Origin of the sequence: Xenorhabdus szentirmaii DSM 16338 (genome assembly GCF_002632585.1) — a bacterium.
Taxonomy (GTDB): Bacteria; Pseudomonadota; Gammaproteobacteria; order Enterobacterales; family Enterobacteriaceae; genus Xenorhabdus; species Xenorhabdus szentirmaii.
In genome coordinates this window covers 264,775-285,800 of the sequence record NZ_NIBV01000002.1, presented here as the reverse complement: position 1 = coordinate 285,800, position 21,026 = coordinate 264,775, and the positions used below count along the sequence as shown (strand labels likewise).

The window sequence follows — 21,026 nt, the reverse complement described above, 5'->3', positions numbered from 1 at the left end:
CCGTATTCGATTATCCATTATCATTTCAGTTCATTATCAGTTCAAAAACGCCAGAATGCTTTTGAACACAAAATCAATATTGGATAAATTTCCAATCGTCCCAATAACATGGCCGCACACATCATCCATTTTGCAGCCGCATCAAGCTCCCCAAAGCCTTGTGCCGTTTCCCCATATCCAATCCCCATGTTATTGATGCAGGCAGCCACTGTGGCAAATGATGTCACCAGATCATAACCAAGCAAATTCAGTGCCCATATAAAGAAGCAACTGAAAAAGATATACAGAAAGAAAAACCCCCAGACTGAGCGCAATACCCTTTCCTGTACTGCCGATTGACCAATTTTAATCGTTGAAATTGCGTTTGGATGAACAAGTTGATTAATTTCACTGACACTCTGTTTTGCCAGGATCATAAAGCGAAGTGCCTTGATGCCGCCACAAGTTGAACCGACACAGCCGCCAAAAAAACTGACTGCCAGCAGCATTAAAATAGTATGGGGTGGCCATTGGGCGTAATCCGAAGTCGCCAAACCGTTGTCGGTCATCATTGAGCTGGTCATGAAAAAACCGTGAACAAAGGCCTCTTTCACGCCGTACATACCTGAGCGGTATAATTCCAGCCAAATGATGCCAACGATTATCGCCAAAACCAGCAAGAAAAACTGCAGTTCTGCATTTTTTAGCAGCGGCTTCCAGCTCCTGCGTGTCAGTGCGACGAAATAAAGTGTAAAGTTAACGGCTGACAGTATCGAAAAAATGCCACCGACCATTTCAATCGCTGCACTGTCATAATAACCCAGGCTTTCATTCCGGGTTGAAAACCCACCTAGGGACACGGTAGAAATACCATGGCAAATCGCATCAAACCACGACATCCCAGCAGCCCAGAAACTGAAAATGCACCCGACTCCCAGCATCAGGTAAACGCCCCATAAGCTTTTCGCGCTGTCAGCAAGACGTGGTGTCAATCGTTCTTCTTTAAAAGGCCCCGGCATTTCTGATTGATACAGTTTTGCTCCCCCAATCCCCAGCAACGGTAAAATAGCAACCGCAAGGACGACCACCCCCAAACCGCCTATGAAATTGAGCTGAGCGCGATAATAGAGAACGGATTTGGGCAGGGCAGAAACATCATTCAGTACTGTTGCACCCGTGGTCGTTATTCCCGATACGCCTTCAAACATTGCATCCACCAGATTGACATTCAGGCTTTTATCGAGGACGAAAGGCAAGGCGCTCAGTAATGAAAACAATAACCAAAATAGTACAATAATAAGAAATCCATCTTGTGTACTAGGCTGTATTTTAATTTTACGGGTGAAATACCAACCAATCCCGCCAAAAATCATTCCAATAATAAAAGTTTCAAAAAAAGCAAAAACACTTTTTTCTTTGTACAACAATGCAACAAAAATTGGCAGCAACATGGTGGTGCTGTATAAGAGCACCAAGAAACTACAAAGGTGCCCAACAATGAGAAGTTGGTTTTTTCTGACCATCTGTTAGCTCAAACAGAGATTAAAGGGAAAACATCGAAATATATCACCATGATAATACAAAATGAAAAAATATTCGTCTAATTAACATTATTATTAAGTTAAGGCATTCCCAAACTGGTGAGAATCATTTTAGGGAGTTATACTGACGGGCACTTTTTGTTAACAAATGATGAAGCGCCCATTGCAACATAACACGGTTATCTTACGCCAATTAGGTATTCAGCCTTACGAACCCGTTTCTGATGCCATGCATCAGTTTACTGAGCAGCGTACTGCGGAAACACCTAATGAGATTTGGCTTGTCCAACATGAAAAAGTATTTACACAAGGTCAAGCCGGTAAAGCGGAACATTTACTTGCACCAGGAGATATCCCTGTCATTCAGTCAGACAGAGGTGGGCAAATCACTTATCATGCTCCCGGGCAACAAGTCATGTATGTTTTGGTCGACCTGAAGCGGTCAAAAATTGGGGTACGCCAATTGGTCACTGCTATCGAAAATACCGTGATCATGACGTTGTCTCATTTTGGCGTAGAAGCCTATGCACGTCCTGATGCTCCCGGTGTTTATGTCGCCGGCAGTAAAATATGTTCCCTTGGTTTGCGTATCCGTAAAGGTTGTTCTTTCCATGGTCTGGCACTGAATATTTCAATGGATTTACAACCCTTTTTACGCATTAATCCATGTGGTTATGCAGGCATGCAAATGATCCAACTCAGTGACCTCGTTACTGGGGTGGCTATCGAAGATGTACAACCCATTCTGGTGGAAAAATTCTGTCAGATCTTGGGATTTCAACTCATCAATGAAAGATGATATAATTTTTTAACATTTTTCAAAAAAATTTGAATGGGCTTGTTGGCTTGATATTGTTCTTATATTAAGCAGTAAGTCAAAATCTGAAGAATATAACTGGAACCGGCACGATTATGAGTAAACCAATTCAGATGGAACGTGGTGTCAAATACCGCGACGCAGACAAGATGGCTTTAATCCCTGTGAAGACGGTCGCCACAGAACGTGAAGCACTGTTGCGTAAACCTGAGTGGATGAAAATCAAACTTCCTGCGGATTCCAGCCGCATTCAGGGCATCAAAGCTGCTATGCGCAAAAATGGGTTGCATTCCGTCTGCGAAGAAGCCTCCTGCCCTAACCTTGCTGAGTGTTTTAACCACGGCACCGCAACCTTTATGATCCTTGGGGCTATCTGTACCCGTCGTTGCCCGTTCTGTGACGTCGCTCATGGCAGACCTAATGCACCTGATGCAAATGAACCCATCAAGCTCGCACAGACTATTCAAGATATGGGGCTTCGCTATGTCGTTATCACGTCTGTTGACCGTGATGACCTGCGCGACGGTGGCGCTCAACACTTTGCTGATTGTATTTCTGCCATCCGCGAAAAAAATCCATCTATTAAGATAGAAACTCTGGTTCCTGATTTCCGTGGCCGCATGGATCGTGCTCTGGACATTTTAACGGCGACACCTCCCGATGTGTTCAACCACAATTTGGAAAACGTTCCGCGAATTTACCGTCAAGTCCGCCCTGGTGCTAACTACGAGTGGTCATTAAAGCTACTGGAAAAATTCAAGGAAGCTCATCCTGATATCCCGACCAAATCAGGCTTGATGGTAGGATTAGGTGAAACCAATGAAGAAATCCTGGAAGTTATGCGCGATCTGCGTCGTCATGGCGTCACCATGCTGACTCTTGGGCAATATTTGCAACCCAGCCGCCATCACTTACCCGTTCAGCGTTATGTCAGCCCTGCTGAATTCGAAGAAATGAAAGAAGCGGCGCTGGAAATGGGCTTTACTCATGCGGCTTGTGGCCCATTTGTTCGTTCTTCTTATCATGCTGACTTGCAAGCTAAGGGCATGGAAGTTAAATAACTTGTTGCTGCTATCATTTAAATAACACAGTCATTTAAATAACAAGTTGCCACTATCATGATGAATATTATGTGAATTGTGTAATGATAAACCTTGTATTCGCTGTATTTATCGGTGGTGGCTTGGGTAGCGTACTGCGCTGGTTCATTAGCCTCCGCTTGAATAATACCTCCTGTCCAATTGCCGTTGGTACTCTGACGGCCAATTGTATCGGAGCATTTATCATTGGGCTGGGCCTCGCTTATTTCAATAAAGCCAATCATATCGATCCGGCTTGGAAGCTGATGCTGACAACCGGCTTCTGTGGCGGTTTAACCACGTTTTCGACCTTTTCTGCTGAGGTATTTAACTTATTACAAATGGGAAAGGTAAGCTGGGCGTTATTCGGCATTTTCATTAACGTAATGGGATCATTGTTAATGACGGCACTTGCTTTTATTGTGATGAGTAAATTGTCTTGAGCAAACTCAAGTCAAAAATGAAAAAAATGAAGAGCATAAAAAAACCCGCTATAAAAACGGGTTTTTCGAAATATGGGATTAGAAATTAGATCGCGACAACGTTTGCAGCAGATGGGCCTTTCTCACCCTCAGTAATTTCAAACTCTACTTTTTGCCCTTCAGCAAGAGTTTTGAACCCTTCAGATTTAATCGCGGAAAAGTGAACAAAAACATCTTTGCTGCCATCAGCTGGAGTGATAAAACCGAATCCTTTAGACTCATTAAACCACTTAACGTTACCTGTAATTTTAGACATCAAACTTACCTTTAATAAAAATAGACACGAACTTAGCGTCGCATACAGTACAACAAATAATATAGTCTATTGTCTGCAACATAGATCACGAAATAATAATAAAAACGCAAAAAAATGTTCTTACGCGCAGCCACAGCGTTTAATTGTATACGCCAATTGTGATTTCACAAATAAATTAGAACATTATTTCAGCTTTGTTTACTTTTGGCGTTTTTAGCCTTTTCATGATTCAACAACCATCCTTTGATATCAAGACCTCCGGTATAACCAACCAACTTACCATCATGACCAATCACGCGATGGCAAGGAACAATTAACGCAATGGGATTGCGTGAATTTGCCATACCAACTGCACGGCAATAATTTACTGATCCCAATGTTAATGCTAACTGTTTATAACTCCACATTTCTCCATAAGAAATGTCGCAAAGTTGCTGCCAAACCCGTTTTTGAAATTCTGTCCCCTGCATGTTTAAAGGAACTGTAAATTTCAGCCTTTTTCCTTTGAAATATTCCTGTAATTCTTTAGCACACTGTTTAGTAATAGCATTTTTAGATTCTAATTCGCTTTTTTCACTGACGAAATAAACACTGGTCACTCCTTCATCATCCGCAGTGATATGTACATAAGGTTTAGGAAAGCCTTCTGGAGTATTCAGGTAATGATGGTACATAAACTACCTCCATTTAATTTATTATTAAAAATCTCTGCTCTAGACTAAGTCGCTCTTTCATCAATTTGCAATGATGAATTCGGTTACACATCTGACAATTTTCTAAAGAAACCATTACGCTCACTGATAATTAAAATTATGGATCTGCCAATAATATATGACATTGTATTTTTGGCAATCTCGAATCGAAAAAAGAAAAAACACCACATATAGATATCAATTATAAAAATAAAACAACATATAGCTCTCGTATCATAAAAAAACCATCTCATCCTGAGATAAAAATGTTAAGTTTTATTATACTTAACTATAAGTCTCACTAAGCGTTTTTACCAGTAGCGTTATTATTTATGGCAAACACAGTGGCATATCCTACATCATTATTCCATTCATCAACCGAATGAACACTCGGGCTATACGCAGCAATTAAGGACTTTTAAAAAAAACAATAATGAGGGTTATAATGAAATTACATAGGCAGAAATTAATAAGGATAACACCTCAACGAGGGAGATTTTAAAAAACCTTTAAAAAACAGCATCATTAACAAAACGTACATTTCATTACCATTATATCAATAAATTATTTAATATATTCGTTAAAAAACAGCTGAAATGATCTTAACGAAAAACAGAATAAAAATGTTTATTACTAAAAAAATCAAAAATTTATTATAGAGATATTCATTATCTGTTCTTCATTTATAACCACCTACGTTAATACGATAAAAATCACAATCTTTAATAAACCTGAATACAATTAACGACGTGCTTTATGCTCGGAAATTGATAAATATACGGGGTAGGCTCAAAGCCTATATACTGTTATAACAAGCCATTAATTAACAATAAATGCGATAACCTTCCTTCTCTGGCGATCAATATACCTGTCTGTCGCCTTTTAAATCTTAGCGTTATCGGTTACGCCCTTCTTTACACTTCGATGGGATAGCCTCTGTGTTTCATCTCAATCAGCTTTATATTCCCTAGCTCTGTTCAATGAACTAAGTTCGTTCAATAAAAAGTTATCAACCTATTAACCAATAATACGTCAACATAGAGATAAATTGTGTTGCAAAATAAAAATGAGGTTATGGTTCACGCAAATGGCCTTCAATGCAATGTGTTAAAAGAGATAATGTGTTAAAAAATGATCCTCGCTTGTCAAGATACCCAATACAATAAAAATCAAACAGGTAACTCATACCGGCTAATACACTGTAGAAACATCTTCTGACCAAAATAACGGGTAAATCATATCTAAAAACAGTGGCTGTATGGCTAAAAGCAACTCATGATCCTTTCAGTTCGGTGTCGTTATACAAAATATAGTTATAAAAATATTAACAAAAGTTGATTGCAGACTATCATTTTTTCTAAAACCAGCCTAAAAACCTTACAGTAGATAATAATAATTGAATTATTTATATGTTTCATATTTTCACATTCGTCATATTTTGCTAATGTTGTTTTACCTATTAACAAAAAGTAAAACGTTCCATGCCGATAACTGATAAATCTGTCCCTGATATACTGATATCGGTTGCTGAGATACCCAAGCCGAACAATGCTTCTCCATTTAAAGAAGATATCTCTGATATTCTCTCTATAGCTATTGGCTATGTTCGCATCTCTTTTGCATTAGGTTTAAATGCAATCAAACTGACACTTGCTCTTCTGAACGTTATCTTTCTTTCGTGCTTCACCTATTCAGTCATCAATCAGTTTGTTACCCCAACATTATCTGGTATCGGCATATCGTCATGGCGTTTTCTCTTTTTGCAGGGAAAAACCACACAGATGAATAATAGAGAATCATATGACTGATAATAAAATGTCCTTTATCGGCTCTGTTGTCGGTTCTGTCAGCTTTTTATTCTGCTGCATGTCTTCAGGCTCTGGCGTTGCTCCTATCAAGAAAATGGAAAGAGTCCGCGCCATATCCAATAATATGAGTATCGAACGTGTTTACCCGTGTTTCATCACTTCCGGGATTTCTGGTGTGGTGAAACAACACAATAAATTTTATCCCAATTTAAATTTAATAGGATGCCTAACTCTCTGTTTGCTGCTCCATAACCCCCAAAACATCATCGTTTCAACACAATATGCAACGGTTGTTTTTGGCATAGCATTCAAGGTATTTATGAATTAGGTATCAATATTAAAAGAAATATGATGATAATAAATAACTACAATTGCTAAATTTAACTTTTAATATAGTATTTGTATGGTTTTTAACAGAAGTTACTTTACCGGTTAAAACTAATAAGGTATCTAAACAATGGAAAGTTCATTCACTCCCACAGAAGAGTTGCTTAATTGCCGTGTTTCACAGCAAAAAAGTTTGCCCTATCAAGAGATATTACTCACTCGCTTGTCAATGCATGTTCAGAGCAAAATTCTGGAAAATCGTAATAACATGCTGAAAGCACAAGGAATCAATGAAACCTTGTTTATGGCACTGATGATTCTGGATACCAAAGAAAGTCGTAGCATTCAGCCATCAGAACTTAGTGCTGCATTAGGCTCTTCCCGCACAAATGCAACTCGAATTGCTGACGAATTAGAAAAGCAAGGCTGGATAGAAAGAAAGGAAAGCCATAACGATCGTCGTTGTCTCCATCTTCATCTGACAGAAAAAGGTTCAAGCTTCCTGAATGGTTTACTTCCACCTCAGCATGAATGCCTGGTCAAACTTTGGTCTATTCTTGATATGGAGGAACAAAAGCAATTAGAAAAATTGATGCGAAAAGTATTAACTCAATTAGATAGCATTGGTGACTGTTTAAATAAGTGATTATAAATTGGGGTTAATTTTTAGCTCAAAAAATCACGCAATAGCAACAAGATCTAAAAAAACTTTTCTGCTAGCCAGTATCATCTGATACTTCATATGGCTAACTATTATCTTCAGATAATAATTAAATCCATATCGTTCGCCTTTCCAGTAGTGCAAAACTGCACTACTGGAAACGATCTGATCCGAATACAGTTACGCACAGCATATAAATCGCTTAAAACAACACGGAGATTCGCTATATGAGTGTTAGTGAGAAAACATCATTTCCGCCTAACCCAATACATGGTGATAAAAAGATAAAGGGCACTAAAAAACAGAAACGCCGTAATATCATCATGTTATTCATTCTACTCTTCTTTATTGTTGGCATTATTTATTCAATTTACTGGTTTTCCACTCTGCGTTATCAGCAAAAAACCGATAACGCCTATGTTGTGGGCAATCAAATACAGATCATGTCGCAGATTCCAGGCAGCGTCATTTCTGTCAATTTTGATGGCACTGATTTGGTCAAAAGCGGAAATACACTATTGAAGCTTGACTCCCATGATGCTGAGTTGGCCCTGAAAAAAGCCGAAAGCGAATTAGCCAATGTCGTTCGTGCCACTCATCAGCACATGATTGACAGTAAAAGATACCAAGCCACCATTGAGCTGAAAAAAATCGCACTCAAAAAAGAACAAAATGACCTTCATCGTAGAGAAATTTTGGGCGCCAAGGATTTAATCGGTAAAGAAGAATTACAACATATGCGTGATAATGTCGCGTCAGCCCAAGCTGATTTAGATATTGCCATCGCTCAATACCAAAGTAACAAAGCCATCATTTTGGATACACCATTAGAAAAACAACCGGCAGTCGAAAAAGCGGCTACCGCCATTCGTGATGCTTGGCTGACGTTACAAAGAACCAAAATTGTCAGCCCTGTTGATGGTTATGTTGCGCGCCGGAGTGTTCAGGTCGGTTCCCGCATCAATCAAGGGATACCATTAATGGCTATCGTTCCCACTAATAACATGTGGATTGAAGCCAACTTCAAAGAAACCCAGCTGGCAGACATGCGCATAGGGCAACCGGCCCAGATAACCAGTGATTTCTACGGCGATAGTGTTGTTTATACTGGGAAAGTCATCGGAATTGATATGGGAACCGGCAGCGCTTTTTCCCTATTGCCGGCACAAAATGCCAGCGGAAACTGGATTAAAGTCGTGCAGCGTCTGCCTGTCCGTATTGAGATTGATCCAAAACAGTTAGAAAAGCATCCTTTGCGAATCGGCTTATCAACAACTGTGACAATAAATACATCGAACACAAATGGAACTACACTGGCAACCACTGAACGCACTGACCCTGCCTATCATACCAATGCATTAACAATAGATATGGCTCCTGCTAATCAAATAGTTACTGATATCATTAATAGTAACTCAGGTAACCCAATTTAAGGGGGAGTCATGGTAAACAGAGAACCTCTGACAGGCACAAAATTAGCCCTTCTGACGATTTCGCTTTCAATGGCAACTTTTATGCTTGTTCTCGACTCTACCATTGCTAATGTCGCCATTCCAACAATTGCCGGAAATCTGGGAGCATCGACGTCACAGGGAGTCTGGGTTATCACCTCTTTTGGTGTAGCAAATGCTATCTCCATTCCCATTACTGGCTGGCTGGCAAAGCGCATTGGGGAAGTGAAATTATTTCTTTGGGCTATTGCAATTTTCACTCTGTCATCTTGGTTATGCGGAATTTCCAACAGCCTCGGTATGCTGATTTTTTTCCGTGTCATCCAAGGACTGGCCGCCGGCCCTGTACTTCCTCTATGTCAAAGTTTGCTACTGAATAATTATCCACCGGCAAAACGGAATATGGCTCTGGCACTTTGGTCCATTATGATCGTGGTTGCACCCATTTGTGGGCCTATCCTTGGGGGATATATCAGTGACAACTACCATTGGGGATGGATTTTCTTTATTAACATCCCGTTTGGTATCGCCATTATCTTTGTCATCATGCAATTATTGCGCGGACGAGAGACAAAAACAGAAATGAATCCGATTGATGTTGTCGGATTGTTTTTGTTGGTACTTGGTGTCGGTAGTCTGCAAATCATGCTCGATCAAGGTAAGGAACTCGATTGGTTTAATTCTACTGAGATCATCGCCCTTACGGTAATTTCTGTTACTGCACTGATAACCCTGGTTGTCTGGGAATTAACTGACGATCACCCGATTATCGATCTAGTACTCTTTAAAGAGCGAAATTTTTGCATCGGCACTTTAAGTATTAGCCTCGCCTTTATGCTGTATTTTGGCACAATTGTCTTATTGCCACAGTTATTGCAGGAAGTTTACGGCTATACCGCAACTTGGGCGGGTTTTGCCGCCGCACCTATAGGATTGATGCCACTGCTATTGACCCCAATCATTGGTAAATTTGGGCATAAAGTCGATATGCGCTACCTCGTGACCTTCAGTTTCATCGTTTATACGATCTGTTTTTATTGGCGGGCATATACGTTCGAACCGGACATCGGTTTCACTGCGGTAGCATGGCCTCAGTTCATTCAAGGTTTTGCCATGGCGTGTTTCTTTATGCCTCTGACAACCATTACCTTATCAGGGCTTTCTCCTGAGCGCATGGCCTCAGCGTCCAGCCTGTCAAACTTTACTCGTATACTGTCTGGTTCAATAGGCACATCTATCACGACCACAATGTGGACACAACGTGAATCCCTACACCATGTAAACCTCACAGAACACATCAATCCATATAATCCTGAGTATCAGCAAGTTCATCATCAACTCGCTCAGTTAGGTATGAATGACCAACAAATCTCTGCTTATCTGGCAAAACAGATCACGCACCAAGGATTAATTATCTCAGCCAACGAAATCTTTTGGCTATCCGCAGGCGTATTTTTGATCCTGACTTTATTGGTTTGGATAGCAAAACCACCATTTTCGGCAGGGGGAAAAGATCATGGAGGGGCACATTAACCTGAGAATGGTAGAGGTTATGGGGCAACAAATTCAATAATTGGCTCTTGCCATATGCTGCCCATACTTCCCTTTTTAATGATGAAATAGATATTCATCGTCTTTCAAGATGCAGCTTTGCCGGCTGCATCTTGAAATTCATTGGAATAGCTAATAGCTAATAGCTAATAGCTATGAAGTAAATTGAAATGTGTCAGATAAATGAATTACGATTTATTCTGACGCCACCATTCCGCCAGCATAATACCTGTTGCTACAGAGACGTTCAGGCTTTCAACTTGACCTGTACCCCCGATGGAAAGGCGGATATCCCCATCTTCCCATGTACTGTCACTTAAGCCATCACTTTCTTGACCTAATACCAAAACCATTTTTTCTGGTAATGTTGTTTGTGCCAGTTTGGTACTTCCTTTGTGGCTTGATGTGGTTACGATTGTGTAACCTTCATTGCGGAAAGTATTCAGCGTATCAGTAAAACCATCAGCATCAATGCCTTTGATATGCTCTGCGCCTCCCTCAGCTGTACGCACAGCTGCACCGGATTCGAGCATTGTAGTATCCTGCAAGATCACACCCTGTACGCCAAAATGCGCACAACTACGCATAATTGCCCCAAGGTTATGTGGGTTGCCTACATTTTCCAATGCCAGCACACAATCTTTTGCCGGAGCTTGTTGCAAATAAGTTTTTGCATCCAATCCATTGCGTTTCTTGATTAAAAAGCAGACGCCACCATGATGCTCTGTACCTGATGCTTTAGCTAACTCTTGATCATCAACCACATGGTAAGCTTTGCGATTTGCCGCCATCCATTTTAAGGCTTCGCGGAAACGCGGGGTCACTGATTGAACAAACCAAGCTCGGACAATTGCATCCGGGCGATTCTGGAACATCGCCTGACAGGCATTTTCCCCATAAATACGGGTTTCTTCCAAACGCTGACGACGAAGCTGTTCAGGATCGATATAACTTTTACCGCTGATCCCACCGTGATCTGCCTTGAGTGGTTCTCCCTCAGGCCGGGAAATGGTTCTCCAGGGAGAGCTGTCCCCTGAACGCTCAGAGCGCTCTGAGCGTTCAGGGCTACGACGACGGTCACTCTGCTCACGCCCTTTGCCAAATGGGCGTTTATCATTTTTATGGCTGTCACTGTTCCTACGGCGGTCGTTGTTCCTGCCACGGCCATTGTTGTTTCTACCAGAGTCATTGTCTTTACGACTATCGCTGTTGTCCTCACTCCGGACATACATCACTTTGACTTTGCCATTTTTACCACTATAAGAATCGTTCATTTATTTCTCCAACTGCGCTATGGCGCGAAGATTACCCGATGTTCGCGCCCGAAGCTACCTCTGGCAACAACAATCAATTAAAATATACGTTAATTTTTTACTGGCTTTATCCACGAACATGTTTGAGTTCTTAAATGAGAAATAACAACGCTGTTTATCAACTTCGCCAATCCCGTCTTGCCCGCTCTACTCGTCCTTTTCTGGCCAGAGGTTGCCGTGTGCAACGTTGCCTGCATTGTTTACTCCCCCAAAACAAATGTCTCTGTGAAATGATTTCACCTGAAAATGCAACCAGTCAATTCTGTCTCATCATGTTTGATACTGAGCCTATGAAACCCAGCAATACTGGAAAGCTGATTGCAGATATTTTACCGGACACCCATGCTTTTCTCTGGTCCAGAACAGAACCGGATCATCATATGTTGGAAGTTTTACGTGACCCGGCCCGACAACCTTATTTGATTTTCCCGGATAGTTACGCCGTTCCTCCCCGTACGGTGTATCAGCAAATTCCTGCGCATTCTAAACCCCCTTTGTTCATTATATTGGATGGTACTTGGCCTGAAGCAAGAAAAATGTTTCGCAAAAGCCCATATTTGGATCATATTCCTCTGTTATCAATTAACAGTCTCGCTAAAGTGGACTATTTACTTCGGGTACCATCCAGACAAGAACAACATTGTACTGCTGAAGTTGCTGCGGCGGCATTAGAACTCGCTGGTGATACTCAAGCATCACAATCATTGCTCAATCATTTTAATCATTTTCGTGAACAATATCTGGCCGGAAAATCTAATCATCTGTAGGAATTCATCACAATAATTATTAATAATCCACGCTAAAGTAAATGCTTGTAGCTAAAGTTATCCATGGTTATTGTTTAATCTCCGGTGATTGTTTATTAATGTAGTGACCGAGGAGGAGCCCAGAAATGAGCCAACGTGGACTCGAAGCACTGTTACGACCTAAATCTATCGCCGTCATTGGTGCTTCTGAAAAACCAGAAAAAGCCAGCTCAATGCTGATGCGGAATCTGTTAATGGGAGGATTTACTGGCCCGATCCTTCCCGTCACCCCAAGCAGACGCGCTGTTCTGGGGGTGTTGGCTTACCATTCTATCAGTCAGTTGCCATTAACTCCGGATCTTGCTGTGATCTGCACTCATCATAGCCGCAATTTACCTTTGCTGGAGCAATTGGCTCAACATGGATGCAAAACAGTTATTATTTTATCATCGCCCCCCTCACAATTTACTGAACTGAAACAGTGTGGTCAGAAACATCATGTCCGCATTCTGGGGCCCAACAGTCTCGGTATTCTCGCACCCTGGATCGGGTTAAATGCCAGTTTTTCCCCCATTCCGATCCTAAAAGGTAAGCTGGCTTTTATTTCGCAGTCAGCCGCAATATCAAACACCATTCTGGACTGGGCCAATCATCGCAATATTGGATTTTCATATTTTATTGCCTTGGGAGACAGCGTTGACATCGATATTGATGATCTGCTCGATTTTCTGGCAAGGGACAGCAAAACCAGCGCTATCTTGTTACATCTCGAGCATATCAGTGATGCACGACGTTTTCTTTCTGCCTCCCGAAGTGCCTCACGCAATAAGCCCATTCTGATTGTGAAAAGCAGTCGAACCCGAAAAGCGCAACAATTACTCGGAGAACAACAAAATTTTGATGCCGCTTATGATGCTGCTATACAACGAGCGGGATTACTGCGTGTGCAAGATACTCATGAGATGTTTTCTGCCGTAGAAACATTAAGTTTTATGCGGCCTTTGCGGGGGGAGCGTTTGTTAATTGTCAGTAATGGCGCTGCGCCCGCAGCAATGGCATTAGATGAGCTTCTCAGGAGAACGGGAAAACTTGCTGTATTAGGGGAAGAAACGATCAATCAACTCTCAGAGATACTCCCCGAGACAGTTGCTCTGCGTAACCCTTTAGATATCGGTGATGATTCTTCAACTAAACAATATATTGCAGCGCTCAAATTGCTTTTGGAAAGCCATGATTATGATGCGTTATTGTTGATTCATTCTCCCTGTGCAATATCCCATAGCCATACCACAGCCGTTGAAGCCATCAAACTCATCAAGGAACATCCTCGCGGAAAATGGCCGACTATTTTCACTAATTGGTGTGGTGAATATTCCTCATTGGAAGCCCGGCGTTTATTCAGTGAGGCAGGTATTCCTACTTACCGGACTCCAGAAGGCGCAATTACCGCCTTTATGCACATGGTGGAATATCGACGAAATCAAAAACAACTAAAAGAAACCCCTTCCCTGCCTATCGGCATTACATCGAATACTACCCGGGCCCATGAATGTATACAGCAAGCTCTTGATAGCGGAAGTGTTAACCTGGATACCCATGAAATACAGACAATTCTTGACGCTTACGGCCTGAATACTTTACCCAGCTGGATCGCACACTCCAGTGATGACGCGGTTAGTATCGCAGAAAAGATCGGTTATCCTGTTGCGCTTAAACTCCGCTCTCCGGATATTCCGCATAAATCAGAAGTGCAGGGAGTTATGCTTTATCTTCGAAATGCCAACGATGTAAGAGCAGCTGCGCAAGCGATTATAGAGCGTGTGAAACAGACTTTTCCGCAAGCCAAGATTCAAGGCCTGTTAGTGCAAAGCATGGCCAATCGTGCTGGTGCGCAAGAACTCAGGATTTCCATTGAACAAGATGAGGTATTTGGCCCATTAATTATGCTTGGAGAAGGAGGTGTCGATTGGATAAATGAAACTCAAGCTGCTGTCGCCCTTCCTCCCCTTAATATGGCATTAGCCCGTTACTTAGTTATTCAGGCAATTAAAAGCGGCAAAATAAAATCCGGTGGTTCGTTGTTGCCACTAGATATTCCGGCACTCAGCCAATTATTGGTCAGAGTCTCCAATCTGCTTATTGATTGCCCCCAAATTGTTCGCATGAACATTCATCCACTGCTTGCTTCTGGCAATGAATTTACTTTATTGGATGTGTCAATGGAGTTAGCTCCGGTGACCGGACTTCCCCACGATAGACTGGCAATCCGTCCATACCCCAACGAGTTGGAAGAAATTATTTTTATAAGAGAAGATCTTGAATGTTTGTTACGCCCGATATTGCCAGAAGATGAACCCTTGCTAAAAGCATTTATAGGTCAGGTCACAAAAGAAGATCTGTATTACCGCTATTTTAGTGAAATTAGTGAATTTACCCATGACGATCTCGCTAATATGACTCAAATTGACTATGATCGGGAAATGGCGTTTGTTGCGATACGTTACCCTACAACAACCCCTGAGATTATTGGTGTTGCACGCGCTATGGCTGATCCTGACAATGTCGAAGCCGAATTTGCGATCTTAGTCCGCTCAGACTTAAAAGGAATGACATTAGGTCATAACCTCATGACTAAATTAATTCATTATGCAAAGGAACACGGTATTCAAAGCCTGACTGCCATTACTATGCCAGAAAATCGCAATATGATCCGGCTGGCAAAGAAACTGGGATTTTCAATTGATATTCAGTTAGAAGATGGCATTGTTAATCTTGTATTGAAGCTTTAATCAAATGAAACTTTAGTTTATGTGGCAAAATTCATAAAAATCCTTACTTCGTGATAAACCGCACAGACTTAAACCAATCAGGCCCGGAGAACGAATTGATACTCCCAATGAGCCAAACTAATGCTATTATTGCCAGATCATTTTGATTCATACACCTTATGATGGAACATCCTCCATCTAAACTAAGAGAAAAAACGCACTGTGATGTTGTCCAAATTTAAGCAAGCAAAATACCAACAACACCTTGCACAACTGCCGAAACTACCACAGTCAGTTGCTGGCATAAAAACACTCTACCAAGCTAAAGTATTCCGCAGCACCTTATTAGAACAAATCGCAAATGCCCAAAAGCATATTTATATTGCAGCATTATATTTAGAAAATGATGATGCTGGGCGAGATGTTCTGACTGCATTATATGCTGCAAAACAAAAACGTCCTGAACTGGATATCAAGATCCTCGTTGATTGGCATCGTGCTCAACGTGGTCGTATTGGTGCAGCAGCAACGGCAACAAACGCCGATTGGTATTGTTCTATGGCTGAACGCTACCCTGATGTCAATATATCCGTTTTGGGTGTTCCGGTGAATACGCGTGAAGCCTTGGGTGTCCTGCATTTAAAAGGCTTTATCTTTGATGATACGGTCATCTATAGCGGGGCCAGCATTAATGATGTTTATCTGCACCGTCATGCAAAATATCGTTATGACCGTTATCATTTATTGCAGAATGAAAAACTGGCGGCTGTCATGAAGCAATATATCGATAACAGTATTCTTACTGCCGATGCCGTAAAAAATTTGGCCTGCCATAATCGCCCCCGTAACCTTGAAATTAAAAATCTGACCCGTCAGTTTCGTGCCTCACTGCGCAGCTCTGAGTACTATGTGGAAAATCAGGCCTCAAATGAAGAACTGGCTGTAACACCGTTGGTTGGGTTGGGTAAGAAAAATCAGTTGAATAGCACCATCTATCACTTGATGTCTTGTACTGAAAGTAAATTGATTATCTGTACACCTTATTTCAACCTGCCTGCCGTGTTGGTGCGTGCGATATCACGATTGCTTCGTCAGGGGAAACAGGTTGAGATCATCATTGGAGACAAAACAGCTAATGATTTTTATCTCCCACCTGAAGAGCCATTTAAAATCATAGGAGCATTGCCTTATCTCTATGAAATTAATCTGCGCCGCTTCATGGGCCGGTTACAAAAATTTATCGATAGTCAGCAGTTAACCGTTCGGCTCTGGAAAGATCAGGATAATACCTATCACTTGAAAGGCGTCTGGATTGATAATAAATGGCAATTGATTACCGGAAATAACCTCAATCCACGAGCATGGGCACTTGATCTAGAAAATGCAATTCTTATTCACGATCCACATCAAGAAATGCAAGAACAACGCTCAATGGAATTAGATTGCATCCGTAATCATACAAAAGTCATTAATAATTACCAAGAATTGGAAAGTATTCAGCTTTATCCTGTCAAAGTCCGCAAGTTGATACGCCGTCTTCGTCGAATTCGCGTTGATCGTTTAATTAACAGAATACTGTAAAGTAGATAAATAATTATCAAATTTTAAATATCCTCTCGCTATTCACTGAGGGGATTTTTTGTATCTTATTTATCAAACAGCTATGATTTCATTCACAATAAATCATAGTGCGATTTACAATGAGAAAAAATGCCATCACTTTTATAAAAAATATATTAATAATCTCTCCTCTTCTATTAAATGCCTCTTGTGTCAATATACACCAAACCAATGATAGTTGGACCGGTAAAGACAAAGCTCAACATTTTCTGTTTTCCGCAGTCGTTGCTGCCGCCGGAAATGCTTATGCTGATCGCCAACATTGGGGACATCGCGCAAGTTCACAATTCGGTGTATTACTGTCAATGAGCTTTGGGGTAGCAAAAGAATTTTATGATAACCGCCCATCAGGTACAGGCTGGAGTTGGCATGATATTGCTTATGATATAGCCGGCGCGATCACAGGCTACAGTTTGTATCAATCTATGAAGTAATGGCTTTAATCTATAAATCTTTTCAGTCCACTAAACGCAAAAAAGCCATCCGATTAAGGATGGCTTTTCTGGCTAATTGATGTCTGGCAGTGTCCTACTCTCACATGGGGAGACCCCACACTACCATCGGCGCTACGGCGTTTCACTGCTGAGTTCGGCATGGGGTCAGGTGGGACCACCGCGCTCTTGCCGCCAGACAAATCCTGTTTTCAATCCCGAACAAGCTGTTTTCTCTCATCTGAAACCCGTCTCTTCTTTATACTCCACAAAACACCTTCGGTGTTGTCAGGTTAAGCCGCACGGTTCATTAGTACTGGTTAGCTCAACGTCTCGCAACGCTTACACACCCAGCCTATCCACGTCCTCGTCTCGAACGTTCCTTTAGGACTCTCAAGGAGTCAGGGAAGACTCATCTCAAGGCAAGTTTCCCGCTTAGATGCTTTCAGCGGTTATCTCTTCCGCACGTAGCTACCGGGCAATGCCATTGGCATGACAACCCGAACACCAGTGGTGCGTCCACTCCGGTCCTCTCGTACTAGGAGCAGCCCCTTTCAATCTTCCAACGCCCACGGCAGATAGGGACCGAACTGTCTCACGACGTTCTAAACCCAGCTCGCGTACCACTTTAAACGGCGAACAGCCGTACCCTTGGGACCTACTTCAGCCCCAGGATGTGATGAGCCGACATCGAGGTGCCAAACACCGCCGTCGATATGAACTCTTGGGCGGTATCAGCCTGTTATCCCCGGAGTACCTTTTATCCGTTGAGCGATGGCCCTTCCATTCAGAACCACCGGATCACTAAGACCTACTTTCGTACCTGCTCGAGCCGTCACTCTCGCAGTCAAGCTAGCTTATGCCTTTGCACTAACCTCACGATGTCCGACCGTGATTAGCTAACCTTCGTGCTCCTCCGTTACGCTTTGGGAGGAGACCGCCCCAGTCAAACTACCCACCAGACACTGTCCGCGACCCGGATAACGGGCCGACGTTAGAACATCAAACATTCAAGGGTGGTATTTCAAGGATGGCTCCATGCAGACTGGCGTCCGCACTTCCGGGCCTCCCACCTATCCTACACATCAAGGCTCAAGGTTCAGTGTCAAGCTATAGTAAAGGTTCACGGGGTCTTTCCGTCTTGCCGCGGGTACACTGCATCTTCACAGCGAGTTCAATTTCACTGAGTCTCGGGTGGAGACAGCCTGGCCATCATTACGCCATTCGTGCAGGTCGGAACTTACCCGACAAGGAATTTCGCTACCTTAGGACCGTTATAGTTACGGCCGCCGTTTACTGGGGCTTCGATCAAGAGCGTCGCGTTGCCGCTAACCCCATCAATTAACCTTCCAGCACCGGGCAGGCGTCACACCGTATACGTCCACTTTCGTGTTTGCACAGTGCTGTGTTTTTATTAAACAGTTGCAGCCAGCTGGTATCTGCGACTGGCCTCGGCTCCGGGAGCAAGTCCCTTCACCTGACGCCAGCGTGCCTTCTCCCGAAGTTACGGCACCATTTTGCCTAGTTCCTTCACCCGAGTTCTCTCAAGCGCCTGAGTATTCTCTACCTGACCACCTGTGTCGGTTTGGGGTACGATTCAATGTTACCTGGAGCTTAGAGGCTTTTCCTGGAAGCAGGGCATCAACCACTTCAGCACCGTAGTGCCTCGTCATCACGCCTCAGTGTTATTGGCCGTCCGGATTTACCAAGACGCCCCACCTACACGCTTAAACCGGGACAAACCGTCGCCCGGCTGGCCTAGCCTTCTCCGTCCCCCCTTCGCAGTAACACCGAGTACAGGAATATTAACCTGTTTCCCATCGACTACGCCTTTCGGCCTCGCCTTAGGGGTCGACTCACCCTGCCCCGATTAACGTTGGACAGGAACCCTTGGTCTTCCGGCGAGCGGGTTTTTCACCCGCTTTATCGTTACTTATGTCAGCATTCGCACTTCTGATACCTCCAGCGGCCCTCACAGGCCACCTTCAACGGCTTACAGAACGCTCCCCTACCCAACAACACAAACGTGTCGCTGCCGCAGCTTCGGTGCATGGTTTAGCCCCGTTACATCTTCCGCGCAGGCCGACTCGACCAGTGAGCTATTACGCTTTCTTTAAATGATGGCTGCTTCTAAGCCAACATCCTGGCTGTCTGAGCCTTCCCACTTCGTTTCCCACTTAACCATGACTTGGGGACCTTAGCTGGCGGTCTGGGTTGTTTCCCTCTTCACGACGGACGTTAGCACCCGCCGTGTGTCTCCCGTGATAACATTCTTCGGTATTCGCAGTTTGCATCGGGTTGGTAAGTCGGGATGACCCCCTAGCCGAAACAGTGCTCTACCCCCGAAGATGAATTCACGAGGCGCTACCTAAATAGCTTTCGGGGAGAACCAGCTATCTCCCGGTTTGATTGGCCTTTCACCCCCAGCCACAAGTCATCCGCTAATTTTTCAACATTAGTCGGTTCGGTCCTCCAGTTAGTGTTACCCAACCTTCAACCTGCCCATGGCTAGATCACCGGGTTTCGGGTCTATACCCTGCAACTTAACGCCCAGTTAAGACTCGGTTTCCCTGCGGCTCCCCTATGCGGTTAACCTTGCTACAGAATATAAGTCGCTGACCCATTATACAAAAGGTACGCAGTCACACCCACAAGGGGTGCTCCCACTGCTTGTACGTACACGGTTTCAGGTTCTCTTTCACTCCCCTCGCCGGGGTTCTTTTCGCCTTTCCCTCACGGTACTGGTTCACTATCGGTCAGTCAGGAGTATTTAGCCTTGGAGGATGGTCCCCCCATGTTCAGACAGGATACCACGTGTCCCGCCCTACTCATCGAACTCCCGGCCTGTGCATCTTCGTGTACGGGGCTATCACCCTTTACTGCACGCCTTTCCAGGCGTTTCCACTGACACACAAGCCGTTGCTGGTTCTGGGCTCCTCCCCGTTCGCTCGCCGCTACTGGGGGAATCTCGGTTGATTTCTTTTCCTCGGGGTACTGAGATGTTTCAGTTCCCCCGGTTCGCCTCGCTTGACTATGAATTCATCAAACGATAGTGCAACGGATTGCACTGGGTTTCCCCATTCGGACATCGCCGGCTATAGCGGTTCATATCACCTTACCGGCGCTTTTCGCAGATTAGCACGTCCTTCATCGCCTCTGACTGCCTAGGCATCCACCGTGTACGCTTAGTCGCTTAACCTCACAACCCGAAGGTGTCTTCAGGTTGGAGTCTATTGAGAGACTCATCAGTCTTACCGTCGCTGACGATAAGCTGATTGTTTCAAATTTTCAGCTTGTTCCAGATTGTTAAAGAGCAAAATATTGCTAAACCGGCTCGCAAGCCACGCTTAGCAATATCGACTGGCACCGTCTTTCACCCAGGGCCTGAGCAAAGTGGCGTCCCCTAGGGGATTCGAACCCCTGTTACCGCCGTGAAAGGGCGGTGTCCTAGGCCTCTAGACGAAGGGGACATCAAGTCTTCTTCGCAGACGCTGCTCATTCTTC

The 21,026-nt window shown here is 43.3% G+C and carries 16 protein-coding genes, 1 tRNA gene and 2 rRNA genes; 12 read left to right on the top strand and 7 right to left on the bottom strand.

What is annotated here, in order from left to right; translation table 11 throughout:
* Positions 1-41: 41 nt before the first annotated feature.
* On the bottom strand, positions 42-1,502 hold the full coding sequence (locus tag Xsze_RS11225) for a TrkH family potassium uptake protein (RefSeq protein WP_038238731.1): 1,461 nt from the start codon (positions 1,500-1,502) through the stop codon (positions 42-44).
* 169 nt (positions 1,503-1,671) lie between these two features.
* Between Xsze_RS11225 and lipB the strand changes: the two genes are divergently transcribed.
* The 3 genes from lipB to crcB all read left to right on the top strand — a co-directional run bounded on the left by lipB (position 1,672) and on the right by crcB (position 3,859).
* Positions 1,672-2,319, top strand: a complete 648-nt coding sequence (lipB, locus tag Xsze_RS11220; RefSeq protein ID WP_176553686.1) for a lipoyl(octanoyl) transferase LipB — start codon at positions 1,672-1,674, stop codon at positions 2,317-2,319.
* A 113-nt stretch (positions 2,320-2,432) separates the two neighbouring features.
* Complete coding sequence (lipA, locus tag Xsze_RS11215; RefSeq protein ID WP_038238729.1) at positions 2,433-3,398, top strand: lipoyl synthase; 966 nt, start codon at positions 2,433-2,435, stop codon at positions 3,396-3,398.
* Between the two features lie 83 nt (positions 3,399-3,481).
* Positions 3,482-3,859 carry a fluoride efflux transporter CrcB gene (gene crcB / locus Xsze_RS11210; RefSeq protein WP_038238727.1) on the top strand — a complete coding sequence of 126 codons (378 nt, stop codon included), beginning with the start codon at positions 3,482-3,484 and terminating at the stop codon, positions 3,857-3,859.
* A gap of 85 nt (positions 3,860-3,944) precedes the next feature.
* Here the strand turns inward: crcB and cspE are convergent, their stop codons facing one another.
* Both cspE and Xsze_RS11200 read right to left on the bottom strand, forming a co-directional pair.
* Positions 3,945-4,154, bottom strand: a complete 210-nt coding sequence (cspE, locus tag Xsze_RS11205; protein ID WP_038238725.1) for a transcription antiterminator/RNA stability regulator CspE — start codon at positions 4,152-4,154, stop codon at positions 3,945-3,947.
* A gap of 188 nt (positions 4,155-4,342) precedes the next feature.
* Positions 4,343-4,828 carry a methylated-DNA--[protein]-cysteine S-methyltransferase gene (locus Xsze_RS11200; protein ID WP_038238724.1) on the bottom strand — a complete coding sequence of 162 codons (486 nt, stop codon included), beginning with the start codon at positions 4,826-4,828 and terminating at the stop codon, positions 4,343-4,345.
* Positions 4,829-6,327: 1,499 nt separating this feature from the next.
* Here Xsze_RS11200 and Xsze_RS11195 point away from each other — a divergent pair.
* The 5 genes from Xsze_RS11195 (at position 6,328) to emrB (ending at position 10,626) form a co-directional block, all read left to right on the top strand.
* Entirely contained in the window at positions 6,328-6,654 is a 327-nt protein-coding gene (locus Xsze_RS11195) for a hypothetical protein (RefSeq protein ID WP_051462405.1), read from the top strand.
* Positions 6,647-6,982, top strand: coding sequence for a hypothetical protein (locus Xsze_RS11190; protein ID WP_038238722.1), 336 nt, complete (start codon positions 6,647-6,649; stop codon positions 6,980-6,982). Before Xsze_RS11195 ends, Xsze_RS11190 begins: the two co-directional genes overlap by 8 nt.
* Before the next feature lie 129 nt (positions 6,983-7,111).
* On the top strand, positions 7,112-7,627 hold the full coding sequence (mprA, locus tag Xsze_RS11185) for a transcriptional repressor MprA (protein ID WP_038238720.1): 516 nt from the start codon (positions 7,112-7,114) through the stop codon (positions 7,625-7,627).
* Between the two features lie 242 nt (positions 7,628-7,869).
* Complete coding sequence (emrA, locus tag Xsze_RS11180; RefSeq protein ID WP_038238718.1) at positions 7,870-9,075, top strand: multidrug efflux MFS transporter periplasmic adaptor subunit EmrA; 1,206 nt, start codon at positions 7,870-7,872, stop codon at positions 9,073-9,075.
* Positions 9,076-9,084: 9 nt separating this feature from the next.
* On the top strand, positions 9,085-10,626 hold the full coding sequence (emrB, locus tag Xsze_RS11175) for a multidrug efflux MFS transporter permease subunit EmrB (RefSeq protein WP_038238716.1): 1,542 nt from the start codon (positions 9,085-9,087) through the stop codon (positions 10,624-10,626).
* A gap of 206 nt (positions 10,627-10,832) precedes the next feature.
* Here emrB and Xsze_RS11170 read toward each other — a convergent pair whose 3' ends face one another.
* Entirely contained in the window at positions 10,833-11,918 is a 1,086-nt protein-coding gene (locus Xsze_RS11170; RefSeq protein ID WP_038238714.1) for a tRNA/rRNA methyltransferase, read from the bottom strand.
* A 134-nt stretch (positions 11,919-12,052) separates the two neighbouring features.
* On the opposite strand from Xsze_RS11170, the gene Xsze_RS11165 reads away from it, so the two are divergent.
* The 4 genes from Xsze_RS11165 to Xsze_RS11150 all read left to right on the top strand — a co-directional run bounded on the left by Xsze_RS11165 (position 12,053) and on the right by Xsze_RS11150 (position 17,525).
* Positions 12,053-12,724 carry a tRNA-uridine aminocarboxypropyltransferase gene (locus tag Xsze_RS11165; protein WP_038238712.1) on the top strand — a complete coding sequence of 224 codons (672 nt, stop codon included), beginning with the start codon at positions 12,053-12,055 and terminating at the stop codon, positions 12,722-12,724.
* A gap of 125 nt (positions 12,725-12,849) precedes the next feature.
* Positions 12,850-15,492, top strand: coding sequence for a bifunctional acetate--CoA ligase family protein/GNAT family N-acetyltransferase (locus Xsze_RS11160; RefSeq protein WP_038238710.1), 2,643 nt, complete (start codon positions 12,850-12,852; stop codon positions 15,490-15,492).
* A 204-nt stretch (positions 15,493-15,696) separates the two neighbouring features.
* Positions 15,697-17,052 (top strand): CDP-diacylglycerol--serine O-phosphatidyltransferase, encoded by a 1,356-nt coding sequence (gene pssA / locus Xsze_RS11155; protein WP_038238708.1) that lies wholly within the window; start codon positions 15,697-15,699, stop codon positions 17,050-17,052.
* Between the two features lie 119 nt (positions 17,053-17,171).
* Entirely contained in the window at positions 17,172-17,525 is a 354-nt protein-coding gene (locus Xsze_RS11150; protein WP_099138307.1) for a YfiM family lipoprotein, read from the top strand.
* An 81-nt stretch (positions 17,526-17,606) separates the two neighbouring features.
* Here Xsze_RS11150 and rrf read toward each other — a convergent pair.
* The 3 genes from rrf to Xsze_RS11135 all read right to left on the bottom strand — a co-directional run bounded on the left by rrf (position 17,607) and on the right by Xsze_RS11135 (position 20,992).
* Positions 17,607-17,722, bottom strand: a 5S ribosomal RNA gene (rrf, locus tag Xsze_RS11145).
* Between the two features lie 89 nt (positions 17,723-17,811).
* Positions 17,812-20,721 (bottom strand): 23S ribosomal RNA (locus Xsze_RS11140).
* A 195-nt stretch (positions 20,722-20,916) separates the two neighbouring features.
* Positions 20,917-20,992: transfer RNA gene (locus Xsze_RS11135), tRNA-Glu, on the bottom strand.
* Positions 20,993-21,026 lie beyond the last annotated feature (34 nt).